Source organism: Dyella marensis (assembly GCF_049532885.1).
Lineage (GTDB): Bacteria > Pseudomonadota > Gammaproteobacteria > Xanthomonadales > Rhodanobacteraceae > Dyella_D > Dyella_D marensis.
Genome location: NZ_CP064029.1, coordinates 4822262 through 4838979 on the forward strand (window position 1 = coordinate 4822262; position 16718 = coordinate 4838979).

Annotated in this window: 17 protein-coding genes and 1 riboswitch; of the genes, 7 read left to right on the plus strand and 10 right to left on the minus strand. The window is 65.6% G+C overall.

Features of this window, described 5'->3' with window-relative positions; translation table 11 throughout:
• Positions 1–32 precede the first annotated feature (32 nt).
• Positions 33–509: a MarR family winged helix-turn-helix transcriptional regulator gene (locus ISN75_RS21265; protein ID WP_423385103.1), complete on the minus strand. Its 477-nt coding sequence runs from the start codon at positions 507–509 to the stop codon at positions 33–35.
• Between ISN75_RS21265 and ISN75_RS21270 the strand changes: the two genes are divergently transcribed.
• The 3 genes from ISN75_RS21270 to ISN75_RS21280 all read left to right on the plus strand — a co-directional run bounded on the left by ISN75_RS21270 (position 503) and on the right by ISN75_RS21280 (position 3623).
• Positions 503–2059 carry an FAD-dependent oxidoreductase gene (locus tag ISN75_RS21270; RefSeq protein WP_423385104.1) on the plus strand — a complete coding sequence of 519 codons (1557 nt, stop codon included), beginning with the start codon at positions 503–505 and terminating at the stop codon, positions 2057–2059. The two genes, ISN75_RS21265 and ISN75_RS21270, sit on opposite strands and share 7 nt — an antisense overlap.
• Positions 2060–2166: 107 nt before the next feature.
• Positions 2167–2769, plus strand: a complete 603-nt coding sequence (locus ISN75_RS21275) for a type IV toxin-antitoxin system AbiEi family antitoxin domain-containing protein (RefSeq protein ID WP_343818109.1) — start codon at positions 2167–2169, stop codon at positions 2767–2769.
• Positions 2770–2774: 5 nt separating this feature from the next.
• Positions 2775–3623 carry a nucleotidyl transferase AbiEii/AbiGii toxin family protein gene (locus tag ISN75_RS21280; RefSeq protein ID WP_343818112.1) on the plus strand — a complete coding sequence of 283 codons (849 nt, stop codon included), beginning with the start codon at positions 2775–2777 and terminating at the stop codon, positions 3621–3623.
• Positions 3624–3703: 80 nt separating this feature from the next.
• Here the strand turns inward: ISN75_RS21280 and ISN75_RS21285 are convergent, their stop codons facing one another.
• The 3 genes from ISN75_RS21285 to ISN75_RS21295 all read right to left on the minus strand — a co-directional run bounded on the left by ISN75_RS21285 (position 3704) and on the right by ISN75_RS21295 (position 6968).
• The gene (locus ISN75_RS21285) at positions 3704–4585 is read right to left on the minus strand and encodes a hypothetical protein (protein ID WP_343818114.1); all 882 of its coding nucleotides are present in this window, start codon (positions 4583–4585) and stop codon (positions 3704–3706) included.
• 14 nt (positions 4586–4599) lie between these two features.
• Positions 4600–4674, minus strand: a riboswitch (S-adenosyl-L-homocysteine riboswitch).
• Between the two features lie 248 nt (positions 4675–4922).
• Positions 4923–6539: an FAD-dependent oxidoreductase gene (locus tag ISN75_RS21290; protein ID WP_168649390.1), complete on the minus strand. Its 1617-nt coding sequence runs from the start codon at positions 6537–6539 to the stop codon at positions 4923–4925.
• A 156-nt stretch (positions 6540–6695) separates the two neighbouring features.
• Positions 6696–6968, minus strand: a complete 273-nt coding sequence (locus tag ISN75_RS21295) for a hypothetical protein (RefSeq protein WP_167253077.1) — start codon at positions 6966–6968, stop codon at positions 6696–6698.
• 104 nt (positions 6969–7072) lie between these two features.
• On the opposite strand from ISN75_RS21295, the gene ISN75_RS21300 reads away from it, so the two are divergent.
• The 4 genes from ISN75_RS21300 to ISN75_RS21315 all read left to right on the plus strand — a co-directional run bounded on the left by ISN75_RS21300 (position 7073) and on the right by ISN75_RS21315 (position 11715).
• A complete protein-coding gene (locus tag ISN75_RS21300; protein WP_343818119.1) occupies positions 7073–8404 on the plus strand; it encodes a DUF6438 domain-containing protein in 1332 nt (443 codons plus the stop codon).
• Positions 8405–8461: 57 nt separating this feature from the next.
• Positions 8462–9880, plus strand: a complete 1419-nt coding sequence (locus ISN75_RS21305; protein ID WP_343818121.1) for an ATP-binding protein — start codon at positions 8462–8464, stop codon at positions 9878–9880.
• Positions 9877–10542 carry a response regulator gene (locus tag ISN75_RS21310; RefSeq protein ID WP_343818123.1) on the plus strand — a complete coding sequence of 222 codons (666 nt, stop codon included), beginning with the start codon at positions 9877–9879 and terminating at the stop codon, positions 10540–10542. Before ISN75_RS21305 ends, ISN75_RS21310 begins: the two co-directional genes overlap by 4 nt.
• 84 nt (positions 10543–10626) lie before the next feature.
• Positions 10627–11715: a S41 family peptidase gene (locus ISN75_RS21315; RefSeq protein ID WP_343818125.1), complete on the plus strand. Its 1089-nt coding sequence runs from the start codon at positions 10627–10629 to the stop codon at positions 11713–11715.
• Positions 11716–11754: 39 nt separating this feature from the next.
• On the opposite strand, the gene ISN75_RS21320 is transcribed toward ISN75_RS21315, so the two are convergent.
• The 6 genes from ISN75_RS21320 to ISN75_RS21345 form a co-directional block, all read right to left on the minus strand.
• A complete protein-coding gene (locus tag ISN75_RS21320) occupies positions 11755–12231 on the minus strand; it encodes a PhzA/PhzB family protein (protein ID WP_343818127.1) in 477 nt (158 codons plus the stop codon).
• A gap of 121 nt (positions 12232–12352) precedes the next feature.
• Complete coding sequence (locus ISN75_RS21325) at positions 12353–13198, minus strand: PhzF family phenazine biosynthesis protein (protein WP_343818262.1); 846 nt, start codon at positions 13196–13198, stop codon at positions 12353–12355.
• Between the two features lie 5 nt (positions 13199–13203).
• Positions 13204–13833: a pyridoxal 5'-phosphate synthase gene (locus ISN75_RS21330; protein ID WP_343818129.1), complete on the minus strand. Its 630-nt coding sequence runs from the start codon at positions 13831–13833 to the stop codon at positions 13204–13206.
• A 2-nt stretch (positions 13834–13835) separates the two neighbouring features.
• On the minus strand, positions 13836–14210 hold the full coding sequence (locus tag ISN75_RS21335; RefSeq protein WP_168649320.1) for a hypothetical protein: 375 nt from the start codon (positions 14208–14210) through the stop codon (positions 13836–13838).
• Positions 14207–16063 (minus strand): anthranilate synthase family protein, encoded by a 1857-nt coding sequence (locus ISN75_RS21340; RefSeq protein ID WP_343818131.1) that lies wholly within the window; start codon positions 16061–16063, stop codon positions 14207–14209. The genes ISN75_RS21335 and ISN75_RS21340 overlap by 4 nt, the downstream gene beginning before the upstream one ends.
• Entirely contained in the window at positions 16060–16686 is a 627-nt protein-coding gene (locus ISN75_RS21345) for an isochorismatase family protein (protein WP_343818133.1), read from the minus strand. Before ISN75_RS21345 ends, ISN75_RS21340 begins: the two co-directional genes overlap by 4 nt.
• Positions 16687–16718: the final 32 nt, after the last annotated feature.

Here is a 16718-nt window from a genome sequence, read left to right on the forward strand (position 1 = left end):
AAGTCGGGATAACTGCACCCGTCCCCGTTTATTCATTTCAGCGCATCGATGTCGTGCGCAAACTTCTGCAGCAGGCGAACCAGTTCGTCCATTTCGCCCGGCTCCCAGTCCGCAAAAAGCGCCCGGCCGAAACGCTCTCTCGCCGCGTCCAGGGCGTCCGTCATGACTTTGCCTTTCGGCGTAATGCTGGCTTCGGTGACCCGGCGGTCGGTCGCGCCGGCCTGGCGGCTGACCAGCCCCAGCGCTTCCAGCTTGGCCACCTGCTTGCTCACCGTCGAATAGTCGCGCCCTACCCGCCCGGCCAGCTCGCCCACCGCGATCGGCCCCAGGCGCTCGACCAGCACCAGCAGCGGAAACAGGGCGCGGTCCAGCGATATGCCGGCCTCCTGGATCATCGCCTCGTCGCGGTCCGGCCGGTTGAACACGCTGATGATGGTGATCAGTGCGCCGTGCAGGTTGCGCAGCTGAGTCGATATATGTGCATCTTGCACATTTTTTTTGCTTGGCATATGCTCGCTCCAGTTATGTGCACTTTACACATATTGGAGCAGTCATGACCAGTCATTCGAAGATCGACGTGCTGATTTGCGGCGCCGGCGCCGCCGGACTCACCCTGGCCATCGAGCTGGCGCGGCGCGGCATCGCCTTCCGCCTGGTGGAGAAGATGGACAGCCCTTTCCACGGTTCGCGCGGCAAGGGCATACAGCCACGCACACTCGAGGTCTTCGAGGACCTGGGCATCGTGGACCGGATCATCGCGGCCGGCGGCCTGTATCCGGCCGTGCGCGAATACCGCAGCGACGGCAGCCATACCGAATCGGAGGTGGTCGAGCGCGCGGAGCCGACGCCCGCCGAGCCTTATGCGTTGCCGCAGATGCTTCCTCAGTACCTCACCGAGGCCATCCTCCGCGATCGGCTGTGCGAGCTGGGGCACGCTCCGGAATTCGGCTGCGAGCTGATCGATTTCAGCCAGGGCGAAGCCGGCGTCGTGGCGCGCCTGCGCAGGCATGGCAACGACGAAGTGGTGCAAGCGCGGTATCTGGTCGGCGCCGATGGCGGCCGCAGCTTCGTGCGTAAAACACTGGGCGTCGACTTTCCCGGCAAGACGCTGGGTGTGCGCGCCATCGTGGCGGACGTCGTCCTGGATGGCCTGTCACGCGATGCGTGGCATCGCTTCAACGACGGCTCGATGGAGCAGCAACTGGCGGTGTGTCCGCTGGCGGGCACGGCGCTGTTCCAGATCCAGGCGCCGATACCGCTGGAAGGCGAGGTCGATCTCTCCGCCGCCGGACTCACCGCGATGCTGCACGATCGATCCGGGCGCGGCGACTTGCTGGTGAAATCCGTCTCGTGGGCGTCGGCTTATCAGATGAATGCGCGACTGGCCGATCGGTACCGCGTGCAGCAGGTGTTTCTGGTGGGCGATGCGGCGCATATCCATCCGCCGACCGGCGGCCAGGGCCTCAATACCAGCATCCAGGATGCTTACAACCTTGGATGGAAGCTGGCCGCGGTGCTGCGCGGTGCAGAAGATGCGTTGCTCGATACCTACGAGCAGGAGCGCCGCCCCGTTGCTGCGGAGGTGCTCGGTCTTTCCACGCAGTTGCTTGCCGCGGCGAAGCAAGGGGATATGCGGCGTGGGCGCAATGTGCGGCAGCTGGATCTTGGCTACGCAGATTCGGTGCTTGCGCTGGAACGGCCGGAACGCCTTCATGGCCCCTACGCCGGCGGCCGCGCCCCCGATGCGCCGATGCGTGGCGCCAGCGGCCGGCCGGTGCGGCTATTCGATTTGCTTAAAGGTACGCATTGGACGTTGTTCGGTTATGACGCCGATCGCGCTTGCGTAGCTGCGCGGGCGGGGCTGCGTATCCATACCGTCGGCGAAGGCGGAGAGCTTGTCGATGAGGGAGGGCATTTCCGGGCGGGATATGCGGTGTCCGCGGGGGAATGGGTGCTGGTGCGGCCGGATGGGTATATCGCGGCTATCGTTGGCACGGAGCATCTCGGGGCGGTGGAGGTGTTTTTTCAATACGCCGAGTACGGCATGCCTGGGGCGTGAGACCGATGGGTTGATGCGGGCGGGCCATGGGTCAGGGGCGGACGAGCGCCTGTTCCGAAACGTCGGTAGTTATTCCAAAACTACCGACAATATGGAACACTCCGGCCATGACCAGTCCGGCCGCCCTTGCAAAGGCACTCATTCGCCGCCGCGGCGCGGTTCGTTCTCGCGAGCTTGTCGAAGCGGGCGTCGCCCGTGCCCAGGTTTCCCGCCTTGTCGCTGCGGGGGATCTGGTCCGGCTTTCCCGCGGCGTCTACACCCTTCCCGGGATGCCCCAGGCAGAGGGCGATGAAGGCGTCCTGGTGGTTGCCCAACGCATTCCCGGCGCGCGCCTGTGCCTGCTGACCGCCCTGCGCCTGCATGAACTGACTACGCAGGCACCGTTCGAGATATGGATCGCCATCGGCAACAAGGATCGTGCTCCCCGCCTGGACTGGCCTTCACTGCGAGTCGTCCGATTTTCCGGTGAAACGCTCGCGGTGGGCCTGGAGATACGTAAGATCGGTGGCAGATCGGTGCGAGTAACCAGCGTCGCGAAAACCATCGCGGACTGCTTCAAGTTTCGCAACCTCGTCGGGCTGGATGTCGCTATCGAAGCCCTGCGTGATGCGCTTCGCGCGCGCGCCACCACCGTGGACGAACTGTGGAAGTACGCGCGCATCTGCCGCGTGGCCAAGCTTATGCGTCCGTATCTGGAGGCGATGGCATAAACACGATGTTCCCTGCCGCCGGCCGCGCGGCGTCGATCCGGCAACGCCTGCTCGATCGGGCTCGCGCACGGGGCGAGGACTTTCAGCTCTTGCTGGATCGATTCGCCGTGGAGCGGTTGCTGTACAGGCTGTCCATTTCCTCGCACCGCGACCTGTTCCTGTTGAAGGGAGCGATGTTGTTTGCACTCTGGTTCGACCAGCCGCACCGGCCCACGCGCGATGCCGACTTCCTGGGCTTCGGCTCACCCGACCCGGAACGGCTGGCAGGCATCGCGCGCAATCTCTGCATGATTTACTTGGACGATGGCCTGCACTTCGATCCCGATGCCATCGTGGTGGAGTCGATACGCGAGGAAGCGAGCTACGAAGGCCTGCGCCTGCACCTGCGGGCTCTGCTTGGGAACGCACGGTGCCACGTGCAGTGGGACGTCGGCTTCGGTGACGCCGTCACTCCGATGCCCATGGAAACGGATTATCCGGTGTTGCTCGACGAATTTCCGGCACCCCATCTGCGCGTCTATCCGCGGGAGACGGTGTTTGCCGAAAAACTGGAAGCCATTGCCACGCTGGGCATTGCCAACAGCAGGATGAAGGACTACTTCGATCTGCTGGCGCTCGTTCGCGAAGGCGCCATGGATCGACCGGAACTGGTCGCCGCCATCAGCGCCACGTTCGCCCGGCGCGGGACTGAGCTACGCGATGAGATTCCGTTCGGGCTGACAAAAGAATTTTCTGCCGATGCGCAGAAGCAGGCGCAATGGAACGCCTTTCTGCGCAGGAACCGCCTTTCCGCGCCGGATCTTCATGCTGTGGTCGATGAGATACGGGCATTCATTCACGCCCTGGGCCTTTAAGCAAGGCAGAAGGGGGCGAGAACAGAACTCCACCCGCCCCCTTTAAACCACCGCCTTTAAAGTGCGCCCGAAGGAAACGCTCAGGCAGTCCGCTTAGCCAACCGCCTCTGCAAATGCCCCGCAAAGCGCTCTGCCGCCTCCGGCCGCGCCCCAAGGTGCAAAAACGGCTCGATCATTTCCAGTTCCATCAGCAGGAAGCGGCCCTTGCAGATCACGCCATCGACGCGCGCATAGGCACTGTCGGCATGGCCTAGCGCCGCCGCGGCGGCAAGGGCGCGCCTGGCGCTGGCGATCAGCACCGGATCGGGATCGACCGCATCGGCTGTCCCTCCGAAATCCGACTGCACCCGGTAATCGCCGGCTGCCGCCCGTTTGATCACGGCGTGGCTGTACTCGCCGCCGAAGAACAACAGGGACCATTCGCCGTCGCTGACTACTTCAGGGACGAAGGGTTGCACCAGATATTCGAATTCCCTCGGCAGTTGCGCCACGACCTGCTCGAACGCGGCATCGCCAACGACACCGCGCGCCGTATACCAGGCCGTGCCGCTGACCGTAGGCTTGACCACCACCTCCTGCCCCGGCATCCGCGCCAGCGTCTGCCGCAGCTCGGTTCCCGCCGCGATGGTCGTAGGAATGATGTCGACACCCTGCGCCGCCAACTCAAGCAGATAGCGCTTGTCGCTGTTCCAGCGCAGCAAGGCTTTATCGTTGATCGTCGGAATGGGCAAGTGATCCAACCACTCGACGAACGCTGCGTAATGCTTGAAGTAATCCCAGGTGGAACGCATCAGCACCGCGTCGTACCGCGACCAGTCCACGCCGGGGTCGTTCCAGACACAGGGCTTCGTCTCGATGCCAAGGCTTAGCAGCGAATCCGCCAGGTGCCGGTCGTCCGGATGGATGCCCGGAACCATCGAGGACGTAGCGATGGCGAGACGGTGTGTAAAAACATGGGACATGGCAAATCCTCCATCGATGGAGGGCGCCCTTGCTGGGATATCGAAGCCGAGCGTGGCGGATCGAGTCCGTCGCAGCACCCCTCGGATTCGACTGCGCGGCAATAGACGACGCGCAATGACAGGCATCGTCGTGACGATGCGCGGGTAGTTTCGTGGACTTGGCGGCGCGTCGTCAATGTACTGACACGGAGGTAAAGGGCGTGCGTGTCTTTGCCTGCTGCAGCCACGGAGCGATGCACATCACTCTTGCGCTCCGACCGTACCCTCACCCCACCCCCTCTCTCCCACGGGGACTACCTTCGGGTCGCCGGCGGGAGAGGGGCTTTCAAGGCAAGCCTCAGCCGTTCAAATGAGTCCATACCTTCGAAATAACGACGGACCCCTCGCCCACCGCCGAAGCCACGCGCTTCACCGACCCCGCCCTTACATCCCCCACCGCAAAAATCCCCGGCTGCGACGTCGCATAAGGCGAATCCGCCCCCACCGCATCGCCCGTTTCGACAAAGCCCTTCTGATCCAGCTTCACCAGCCCCGACAGCCAGGACGTATTCGGCTCCGCCCCCACCATGATGAAGAGCGCACACGTCGGCAACGTGTAATCCGATCCATTGATGCTGTTATGCACGGTGACGGCATCGATCCGTTCGCCACCATGCAACAGGCGCACCGAGGAACCGTATTCGATGGTGATTTTCGGGTCCGCTTCCAGTCGGCTGGACAGGTAGCTGGACATCGACGACGCCAGCGAGGTGCCGCGGACGAGCAGGCGGACGCGGTTGGCCGAGCGGCTGAGAAACATGGCGGCCTGCCCGGCAGAATTGCCGCCGCCGATCACCAGCGCCTCACCATCCTTGCAATAACGCGCTTCGTTTTCCGTTGCGGCGTAATACACACCAGCCCCTTCGAACTCCGCCAACCGGTCGATCGGCAGCCGCTTATATTGCACCCCCGTCGCCACCACGATGGCGCCAGCCAGGATGCGCTGCCCATTGTCGAAGGTCGAACAGAACTTGCCGTCCTCGCGCCGCTCCACGCTCACCACGCGCCGCGGCATGATGAAGCGCGTGCCGAACTTCATCGCCTGCACTTCGCCGCGCCACACCAGGTCGGCGCCGGAAATACCGGTGGGAAAGCCCATATAGTTTTCGATCCGGCTGGAGGTACCGGCCTGGCCGCCGACCGCGAGGTCTTCCACCACGATCGCGCTCAAGCCTTCGGCGCCGGCATACACGCCGGCCGCCACACCCGCGGGGCCTCCGCCGACGATCAGCACGTCCACCGCCTCCTCGTCGGCCAGCTCGAAGCTCAGGCCCAGCAGCTTGGCGATCTTGTCCGGCGTCGGTTCGTTCACCACGTGATCGCGGCCGAAGATCACCGCCGGCCGGTCCGCGGGAATCGCACAGCTGGTGGCAATGCATTGGGCTTCCGCGCTGCCCAGCGCGTAAGACGCATACGGCAAACGGTTGCGGCTGGCGAATTCGCCGACGCGCTGGATATTCCGGTCCAGGTCTTCGCCGATCAGCACCAGGGTGCCGTCGCGCTCGTCGAGCTGGCGGCGCCGGCGGGCGGCGAAGACGGTGATGATGATGTCCGACATCTCCGGGATCTCGGACATCAGCCGCAGCATGGCGGTGCGCGGCACCTGGAGCACGCGGGTGTCCTTGACCGCGCGCATCGGCAAGGCCCACACGCCGCCATTAAGGAAGGAAATCTCGCCCATGAACTGGGTCGGTCCCAGCGTGGAAGGGAAATGGCGTTCGCCCGTAAAGGGGTTCACCACTTCGATCTCGCCGTCCTCCACATAGACGAAGCGGTCGATCGGGTCGCCGAGCTGGACGACAAACTCGCCCGCCGCATAGCGCACCTCGGTACCTTCCGCCCGCATCGCCGCGACGTGCGTGCTGGCCAGCGGCACGCGTTGCATTTCCCTCAGGTCGCGCCCGATCGTTTCCACTTCGATTCTCCGTTGGTACTTGTCTTTGCCGGACGTAGGTTGGGGTGAGCCACAGGCGAACCCCAACAGTACGATGCGTCCGAGTGTTGCTCGTCGACATAGATCAGCCCCTCGTTCCGGGCGGCCAAAGACAGCTTGTAAGCCATAAGCGCCCCGCTATCTCTTCAGGAGTGTAAGCCCGAGCCCCTGGGATTCGATGGTCAGCGAGAAACTTTCTCTGTTGAACTTCCCGGGGAAAAAAACTTCCGCCCTGTTTCCCGAAGCGGTACGAACAACCAGCCGCCCATCCTCGAGGCTGATTCTGTAATCGCCCAGCGCAACCGGCTCATGCGGCGGCGTGCCCGCATTTATCTGCTTGTTCTCGATATTCGTCATCACAACCCCCTTTGCGAAAGCGAATGGTCCCGCCGAACGGGGCATCGTGTCCATGGACAACACCCTGCCTGTCGCCTTCGGCCAACTTCCGACCCCCTCCGGAGCCGGATAGACTCGCCAGGTCAGACGCCTGCGCAAACAACGATTCGGGGGAATCCATGGCAGCACGTAGTTCCTGTCTGTCCGGCGTGATCAAAGCCGGGCTCCTGATTGCCATCGCGGCGGCTACCGCACCGTCGGTAGCCAGCGACAACGTGGAAATCAGCCTCACGCGCACCGCCTGCTTCGGCGCCTGTCCCACCTACGAACTGACCATCCGCGGCGACGGCCTGGTGCATTTCACCACCGGCACGGATCCGGTCGACGAGGTGGACAAGGTGCACCGGCGCTTCTCCCGCTCCAACGGCGTGCTGCTGCCGGGCACGCATGAGGATCGGATCAGCCCCGAAGCCGTACAGGCGCTGCTCAAGCAATTCGAGGCCGCTGATTTCTGGCAGCTCAAGGACGAATATCGAGCCTGGATCACCGATAACCCCACCCAGGTGGTGAGTCTCACCGTGGGCGGCCGCAACAAGCGTGTGGTCGACTATGTCGGTATCGAGGCCGGCATGCCCAAGGCGGTGGACGAGCTGGAAGAGGCGATCGACCGCGCCGCCGGTGCCGACCGCTGGGTGAAAGGAACGGCCGCGCTCATTCCGTGGCTGGAGCAGAACCATTTCGATTTCCACTCGAACCAGGCCACGGTGTTGGCGGTGAATGGCGAAGCTAACGAAGCGGACGAAGCCACGATCCTGGCGCTCATCGAACGCGGCGCTCCGTTGGATCAGACGACCTTGCCGCCCGGAACCGTGCCGGGAGACGTTACGGTCGCTGGCGTCACCCTGATCGAAGACTCGATCCGGCGCGGGCACGCGGAAGTCTTCAAGCGCCTGGCCAAGGATGGATGGCTCGATCGCTACGGCAAGGCAAAGGCTATCGAGCGCTTTGCCGATACAGGCGGGGGCTGCTCCCCCGCCATGGTCGACGCCTTCGCCGATGCCGGCCTGGATATCGATTTTGCCCCGGTACGCAAGGCAAATGGTGACGACGAACCGCAGGGGCGAACCGCATTGGCGGAACTCGCGGGTACCTATACCTGCAGGCGGGACGACGCCGACCGCATCCGCACCGCCGAGCGCCTGCTAGCGCGGGGCGCCCATCCCAACCACCGCGATAGCAAGGGCCGCACGCCGCTGTACGGTGTGGAAAACCTGGAACTGTTGAACGTACTGCTGTCACACGGCGCCGATGCCTCGCTGAAGTCGAACGACGGCAACAGCATGCTGTTCGGCAGCTGGACCGACGCCATCGTGCTGCGCCTGCTGGAAGCCGGCGCGAGCCCGAAGGGCCGGTATGACGATGGCAGAACGCTGGCCCAGCAGGCCAAGGCCAGAAATATGCGGCGGGTGCAGCAGTGGCTGGCGGCGCATCCAGAGGCGCTGCGGCGCTGATCGGCGCGACGAAGGCCTAGCCGGCACACGACGGCTTGCCTAAGCTGATGCTCTTCCTTGCAAGGTATCGCGCCTTTGAAGCTATCCATCGGCTACCGCCTGTTCCTGGCCATCTGGCTGACGATTATCGTCGCCGGGGCGCTGGGTGTGGAGCTGGTGCGGTGGCGGCTGCTGGACAACTTTGCCGAGCACCGGCTCGATACCGACACGCACTTTCTCGACGCGCTGGGGGCCACGCTGGAGGCCAGCTATCGGCAACATGGCGACTGGTCGTTTCTTCCCCGCGATACCGCACAGCGCAAGGCCTGGTTGCGCGACGCGTACGAGCGCTCGCGTACTGGCGCGCCCGATGCAAAGTCCGGAGCCTCGAGCGTGGCCTATCGCATCGGGCTGACCGATACGCACGGCCGGTATCTGGCGGGCGCCGTCGCATCCCCGTGGCTGATCGCCGCTACCTCGATCGATCGTGCCGCGCACCCGCTGAGCGTCGATGGCCGCCCGATCGGCAGTCTGCTCGTGGCCTATCCCCAGCATCCGGACGATGCGCTGGCCGTCGCCTTCCTGATCGATCAACAGAGCCGCCTGGCCTGGGCGCTGGTCGCCGCCCTGCTGCTCAGCATCGGCGTCGCCTGGCTGCTGGCCGTCCATGTGCGCCGCCCGATCATGCAACTGGTCACGGGTGCGCGCAGGCTCGAACATGGCCAGTTCGCGACGCGCATCGAGGTGACCCGCAGCGACGAGCTGGGGGAACTTGCCAGCGCCTTCAATCGCCTCGCCGCGCGCCTGCAGGAGGTGGAGCGGATGCGCCAGCAGTGGATCGCGGAGACCTCGCACGAGCTGCGCACGCCGCTGGCGGTGTTGCGCGCCCAGATCGAAAGCGTGCAGGACGGTGTGCGCGCCGCCACGCCCGAGCACCTGGACTTGATGGAGCGGCAGGTGCACTCGCTCAACCGGCTGGTCGATGACCTGCACGAGCTGGCGCGCGGCGATCTCGGGCAGAGCCGCTACGCGCTTGCGCCGCACGATGTGTGGCGGATGGCTTGCGAGGTCTTCGCCGACTTCTCGGCGCGCTTCGGCACTCACGATCTGCAGGCATCGATCGGCGCCGCGCCGTCGCGCTGCGTGGCGCCATGCGATGCCGCCCGCATCCGGCAAGTGCTCGCCAACCTGCTCGAGAACAGCGTGCGCTATACCGCCGGCGGCGGCAGCGTCGCGCTTACCGGCGCCGTCGTGGACAACACCATCCGCATCGTCGTCGACGACTCCGCCCCGGGCGTGCCGACGGCATCGCTCGAACGCCTGGGCGAACGCTTCTTTCGACTGGAGGAATCGCGCAGCCGCAGCTCCGGCGGCTTCGGCCTGGGTCTGGCCCTGTGCCGGCAGATCCTCGCCGCGCATGGCGGGCGCCTGGTGTTCGCGCCTTCTCCGCTGGGCGGCTTGCGCGCAACGATGATCCTACCCCTGGACGACCGATGACCGCACGGATCCTGATTGTCGAGGACGAAAGCGAACTCGCCGCCATCGTCGCCGACTATGTCGCCGCCGCCGGCTATACCGCCGAGGTGGTGGCCGACGGCAAAGTCGCGCTCGAACGCGCCACCGAGGCCATGCCCGATCTGATCGTGCTCGACCTGATGCTGCCGGGGCTCGATGGGCTGTCGGTGTGCCAGGCCCTGCGTGCGTTTTCGGAGGTGCCGATCCTGATGCTCACCGCCAGGGTCGAGGAAGTCGATCGCCTGCTGGGCCTCGAAGCCGGCGCCGACGATTACCTGTGCAAGCCGTTCAGTCCGCGCGAACTGGTGGCGCGCATCAAGGCCATTCTGCGCCGCACGCGCGCCGATGCCGCGGATCGTCCGCTGTGGCGGATCGACGAAGCCGCGCGATCCATTCGCGTCGGTGCGCATCCGCTCGATCTGACACCGAGCGAGTACCAGCTGCTGGCAACGATGCTGCGGCGCCCGGGCATGGCGTATTCGCGCACGCAGCTGCTCGACGTGATCCAGCGCGACAATCTGGACGCCAACGACCGCACCATCGACACGCACGTCAAGAACCTGCGCCGCAAGCTCGCCGCCGTGCTGCCGGAGGTGGAAATCATCCATTCCATCTACGGCGTCGGCTACCGCGTCGACTGGTAACGCCACCGCCGTCCACACAATTTCCCCACATTGTGCCCGCAGCCTGTGCTGGCCGGGCGATGGCGCCCATACACGAGAAGTGCAATGAACAGGCGAACGGGGATCTTCGTGGCGATGGCTGCGATCGGCATGGCGGGCCTGGGGAGCGTGGCGGTGCTGGCCTGGCCCAGCGGGCCGAACCAGGGACCGCCGCAGAAGGATATGGCCATCGATAAGGCCGCGCGCGATGCGGTGCTCGAAGGCGTCATCGCCAAGCTCGATCGCGGCTACGTCTTTCCGGACAAGGCGGCAGCGATCGAGAAAGACCTGCGCGCACGCATGGCGCATGGCGATTTCGATGCGATCCAAAGTGCCCAGGGCCTGGCCGAACGCCTGACCGATCTGCTGCAGGGCACGACCAGCGACAAGCATCTGGAGATCCGCTATTTCGAGCAGGCCATTCCCGCGAGCGCCGATGGCGGGCCGTCGCCGCAGGAGCGGGCCGCCGAAGACCTGCACCAGAAACAGGTCAACTACGGCTTCGCCAACGTCGGCCGCCTGCATTTCAATATCGGCCTGCTCGAACTGCATGCCTTCGGCCGCCCGCAGCACACGGCCGAACGCACTGCCGCCGCGATGAGCCTGCTGGGCGATACCGATGCGCTGATCGTCGATCTGCGCGAATGCCATGGCGGCGATCCGGAGACGGTGATGCAGGTGGCCAGCTATCTGTTCGACCAGCCCACCCATCTCAACGACATCTACTTCCGCGACGAAGGCCGCACCGAGCAACGCTGGACCACTGCCAGCGTCACCGGCAAACGCTATGGCCAAGCGCGCCCGCTGTATGTGCTGACCAGCGGCGAGACCGCGTCCGGTTGCGAGGACTTCGCCTATGCGCTGAAGAACGCCGGCCGCGCGAAACTCGTCGGCGAGGTGACCGCCGGCGCCGCCCACGCCGGCTCGCCGCAGCGCCTGAGCGAGCATTTCATGATGTTCGTGCCCTCGGGGCGGCCTATCAATCCGGTGACGCATGGCGACTGGGAAGGCACCGGTGTCATCCCGGATATCAAGACCTCCGCCAAAAAGGCGCTCGACACGGCGCAGCTGAAGATCCTGCAGGGCATGGTGGCGAGCGAACGCGACCCGGCGCGCAAGGACGATATGCAGCGGAGCATTGGCGAACTGCAGTAGCGCCGCCACCGCAGGTCCGAACCAGCCGCGCATCTTCGCTCAGGCGGGAATTCCCTCGCGCTTGATCGCGGGAAACGGAATGCCCAGCGCACGCATCTGCTCATACGGATTCATGAACTCGCGGCCCTGCTTGATCTTCCCGTTCTCCATATGGAACGAGTGGATAAAGTGGTTGCGGTAGATGCCCGGCGGATAGCCCGGGAACAGGATCTGGCCCTCGCCGTCGCATTCGACCCAGAAGCGGTTGGGGTCCTGGGTTTCGAAGATCTGCACGTTGGTCCATTGCCAGTCGGGGAAGCATTGCAGCGACCAGGCGCCATGGGCCTTCAGGGCTTCGTGGCCGTAGGAGGCGATCGGGCCGCCGGTGTCGTTGGTCCACAGGCCGCCGCTGCCGTCTTCGGTGAAGAGCTGGTAGCGGGTGAGGCGGCCTTCGCCGCGGCGGCTGAAGTAGTCTTCGATGACGCGGCGGTGTTGGGCGCGGAGTTCGTGGTCGTTAGCGAAGCTGGTGGTCGACATAAGCATTCCTTTCGTCAGTTCCCGAATGTAGGTTGGGGTGAGCCGCAGGCGAACCCCAACGTCGCGCACCGTTGGGGTTCGCTTTGCTCACCCCAACCTACGTAAGCTGGATTTTTCGGCGCTATGCCTTCCAGCGCAGCAGCTCGCCGCGTGCTACTACCGTGGCGGCGCCGGAGACTTCGATCGGGCCGATCGCGTCCATCGAGCCGTGGATCGTCGCCCGCATCAGCGAGCGCCTTCCCATCTCGACACCCTGCAGAATCTCGATGGCGGTGCCGAACTCCAACAGCCCATGCCGTATCAGATGCAAGGCCAGCGGCCCCGCCGCCGACCCCGTCGCCGCATCCTCCGCCACGCCATAGGCCGGCGAAAACATCCGCATGCGCCAATGCCGCCCTGCCCCGGCAAAACAGTTCACCGCCACATCGGGCAGGGTCGCCAGCACGCGCAGATCCGGCTTTACCGCCGACAGCGCCTCGACCGTCGGCAGCCCGACAAAAACATGCCGCGGACCGATGCGATACACCTCGACGGGCAAGGTCGAACCCTCGATCCCCAGGCCATCGATCAATACATCAGCGTGCTCGTACGGCAACCACGTCGGCACCGGCTGCACCATCGACGCCGCGCGCACCACGCCTTCGCGGTCGCGTTCCAGCTCGAACGGTATCGTGCCCATCGCCGTGGCCATCCGCAGCGTGCCGCTATGCCCGCGCTGCCCCAGCACCACGGCCGTGCCCAGGGTTGGATGCCCCGCGAACGGCAACTCGTTCACCGGCGTAAAGATCCGCACGTGCACGTCGGCACCGGCCGGCGGCGGAAACACGAACGTCGTCTCCGACAGGTTCAGCTCCCGCGCAATGCGCTGCATGTCCTGCGCTTCCAGCCCCTGCGCATCGAAGAACACCGCCACCGGATTCCCTTCCAGCGGGTTCTCGGTAAACACATCCGCCACGGCATAAGGCATCGCTTTCAAGGCTGCTGCCTCCGCCAGCTCCAGGCCTGTCCGTCGCGGTCGTAGCGCAGGCGCTGGTGCAGGCGATCCGGCGCGGCATGCCAGAACTCGATGCTCTCGGGGTAGATGGCATAGCCCACCCAGCCATCGGGCCGCGGCAAGCCCAGCGAGGCAGCGAGCAGCGCGTTCGCTTCGTCGCGCAGCGCGGCCTCGTCGTCCAGCGGCGCGCTCTGGCGCGACACGAACGACATCGCATTGGTGGTGATCGGCCGGCGGCCCCACAACGCGTCGGAGACCTCGGTCGACACCAGGCGCGTCGGCCCGGCGATGGTGATCTGCTGCTTCGTCTCGCGCCAATACAGCACGCCGGACGACCAATGCGTCTCGTCGATCTCCCGGCCCTTCTGGCTATGCCGGTGCGTGGTGAAGATCAGCGCATCCGGCCGCACCTCGATCACGTGCACCATGCGCGCGGAAGAGCGCCCCTGCGCATCGGAAGTCGCCAGCGCCATCGCGCCGCATTCCGGCACGCCCAGCTCGCGCGCCGCGTCGAACCAGCTGCGGATCACCGCCATCGGATCGGCCGGCGGCGCGCCGAATACGCTGGTATCGCGCGCGGCCACCGTCGCCACTTCGTACTCGGCCATGGTCAGGCGCCTCCCCGCGGAAAGCCGACCGGCGCATGCCCCGGCGCCGGGGCACCGGTGCCGGCCAGGCCAAACCACGCGGTGGGCGAGCCCTGGTCGATCAGCGCTTCGACGTCGAAGCTGGAACGCCAGGTCGGCGGATAGCCGATCAGCTCCGTGGCGCGGTTCGGCGGCAGCGACTGGCTCATCGCCTCGTGGTGCTCCCACAGCACCACCGCGCCCCACAGGTTGTTGGCGGGGTCGGAGATCCAGAACTTGGTGCGCATGCCGGCAATCGCTTCCCACGGCGCCACGCCTTCCCCATGCAGGTAGCCGCGCAGCGATTCGATGGTCTGCGCCGAGCGGTCGAGATTCCACCAACTTATCGTAGCGATCATGATGAGAGCACTCTCTTGACGTTGGATGCGATGATGTCGACGCCGCGCCGCGTCAGCAGCGATTCGGCGTGGAACTGGATGGAAGCGAAGCGGTCGCCGCGCAGCGCGTGCACTTCGTTCGAGGCCAGGTCGCGGCTTACTTCCACATTGCCGGCGCCCTGCACGTTGATCGCGCTCGCCTCGCACTTGGCGACGAACGAGTTGTAGAAGCCCACCCATTCGCGGCTGCCGAACAGGTCGATCTCCTTCTGCACGCCCTGGTTCGGCTCGGCGCGCGGCACCAGGTCCAGGCCCAGCTCCAGGCACAGGATCTGATGGCTGAGGCAGACGGCCAGGAAGGCCTTGCGGCGCGCCAGCAGCTCGCCCATCGCGTGGCGCAGGCTCGCCACGCGGCGGTCGCGCACGTCGCGCGGATCGCCAGGGCCTGGCCCCAGCACCGCCACGTCGCAATCGCTGTCGAACAGATCCGGATCGGTGCAGCTCTTGATCGTCACTTCCAGGCCGATCGCCTCGAGCTGCTGGGCCAGCATGGCGGTGAAGGCGTCTTCGGCGTCGATGATCAGCGCGCGGCGTCCACGCAGCGACGGGTCGACGCAGATGCGCTGGCTGCTGTCGGTCAGCCAGAAGTTGGCGACCGCGCCGTTGCGCTTGCCGAGCGCGGCCTGTACCGCCGGCACGCCGGCAAAGCTGCGCGTCGCCTGCACACCCAGCGCCGCGAGCAGCGCTTTCGCCTTGGCACGCGTCTCCTCGGCCTCGGCGTGCGGCTGCGAGTGACGGACAATGGTGGAGCCGACGCCGATCTTCATCGAACCGTCGGCGGCGATCTCCGCGGTGCGGATCAGGATCGCGGAATCCAGACGCTCCCCACCCGCGGCATCGTTGCCGATCAGGGCGATCACGCCGGCATAGAAGCCGCGCCCCTCGCGCTCCTGCCGCGCGATCACCCGGCAGGCGTTCTCGATCGGGCTGCCCGTCACCGTCGGCGCAAACAGCGTCTGCCGCAGCACGATGCGCGCCTCGGCCTGCGTGCGGCCTTCGATGTAGTACTCGGTATGCGCCAGGCGCGACATCTCTTTCAGGTACGGTCCGCGCACGGTGCCCCCGGCCGGACAGAAGTGCGCCATCATCTTCAGCTCTTCGTCGACCACCATGTAGAGCTCGTCGACTTCCTTCTCGTTGGTGAGGAAATCGAGCACGCCGTCCAGCGTCGGCCCGGTCGACGGATACCGGTAGGTGCCGCTGATCGGGTTCATGACGGCGACGCCATCCTCGACGCTCACATGCCGCTCCGGGCTGGCGCCGATAAACGTGCGGCCGCCGACGTGCACCAGGAAGGTCCAGTAGGCGCCGGATTCCTGCACGGCCAGCCGGCGGAACCCCGCCAGCGCGGTAGCCAGTGAATAGCCGTGCAGCTTGGCCCGGTAGGTGCGCTTCAGGACGAAGTTCGCCCCTTCGCCATGCCCGATCTCGTCGTGGATCACCCGGCGCACCGCTTCCTCGTAGGCCTCGTCCTCCATGTCGAACGCGCCTTCCGAAAGGTGCAGCGCCACCTCGGGGAAGACTTCGAGCACTTCGTCCAGCGGATACACCTCGCGCTCGCGGATCTGGATCGCGCACAGCCGCTCGCCGTCGTCGATGCAGGCAAAGCCGCGCTCGCGCAGCTGGGCGTAGGGAATCAGCACCAGCACGCCGTCCCTGGACTCGCCCGTATCCGGCAGGTCGACGAAGGACTCGCAGGTCCGCGCGTGCCCCGCGTAGGCCTCGAGCAGGCGCGGACCGGTGCCGTTCTCGCGCACGATCAGCGCGAACGCATCACTCACGCTGCCGCTCACTATCCGTTCGAGCAGGCTCATTGCACGACCTCCGCGGTGGTGAGGACGACGGCGCAGCAGCGCGCCGCATGCTCCAGCGCCATCAGGTGGCGTTCCAGCGAGAAGTCGGCGGTGGCGTCAGCCACGACGAAGGTTTCGATGTCGTGCGAGAACGACTCCAGCGCCGTGGTGAGAATGCCGATGTGCGCGTAGACGCCGCCGATGATCAGCTGGTCGCGCCCATGCACGCGCATGCGCGCCTGCAGGTCGGATTTCCAGAACGCGCTGTAGCGCCACTTCTTGAATACCCAATCGCGGTCTTCCGGCGCCAGCTCGTCGATCACGGCGCGGTCATCCGGCGCCACCTGCATGCCGTCGCCCCAGAAGTCCCGCAGCAGGCCGCGCTCGTCGCGGCTCATGCCGCCCGGCTGCGCGGTATAGGCCACCTGCATGTCGTGGTCGAGCGCGAAATCGCGGATGGCGCGCAGGTTGTGGATCAACGGCACATCCAGGCCGGCCTGGCGCAGCGGGCGCAGGAAGTAGCGCTGCATATCGTGGATCAGGAATACCGCGCGGGCCGGATCGATGGTCCAGCGCGGGATATTCCGCGGCAGTTGCCCGGACACGGGCAGGGTGTAAGCGCTGATCGCGGGAATCCCGGTCATGGCGTCTGCAAACCTCTTGATGTCGATAAGGC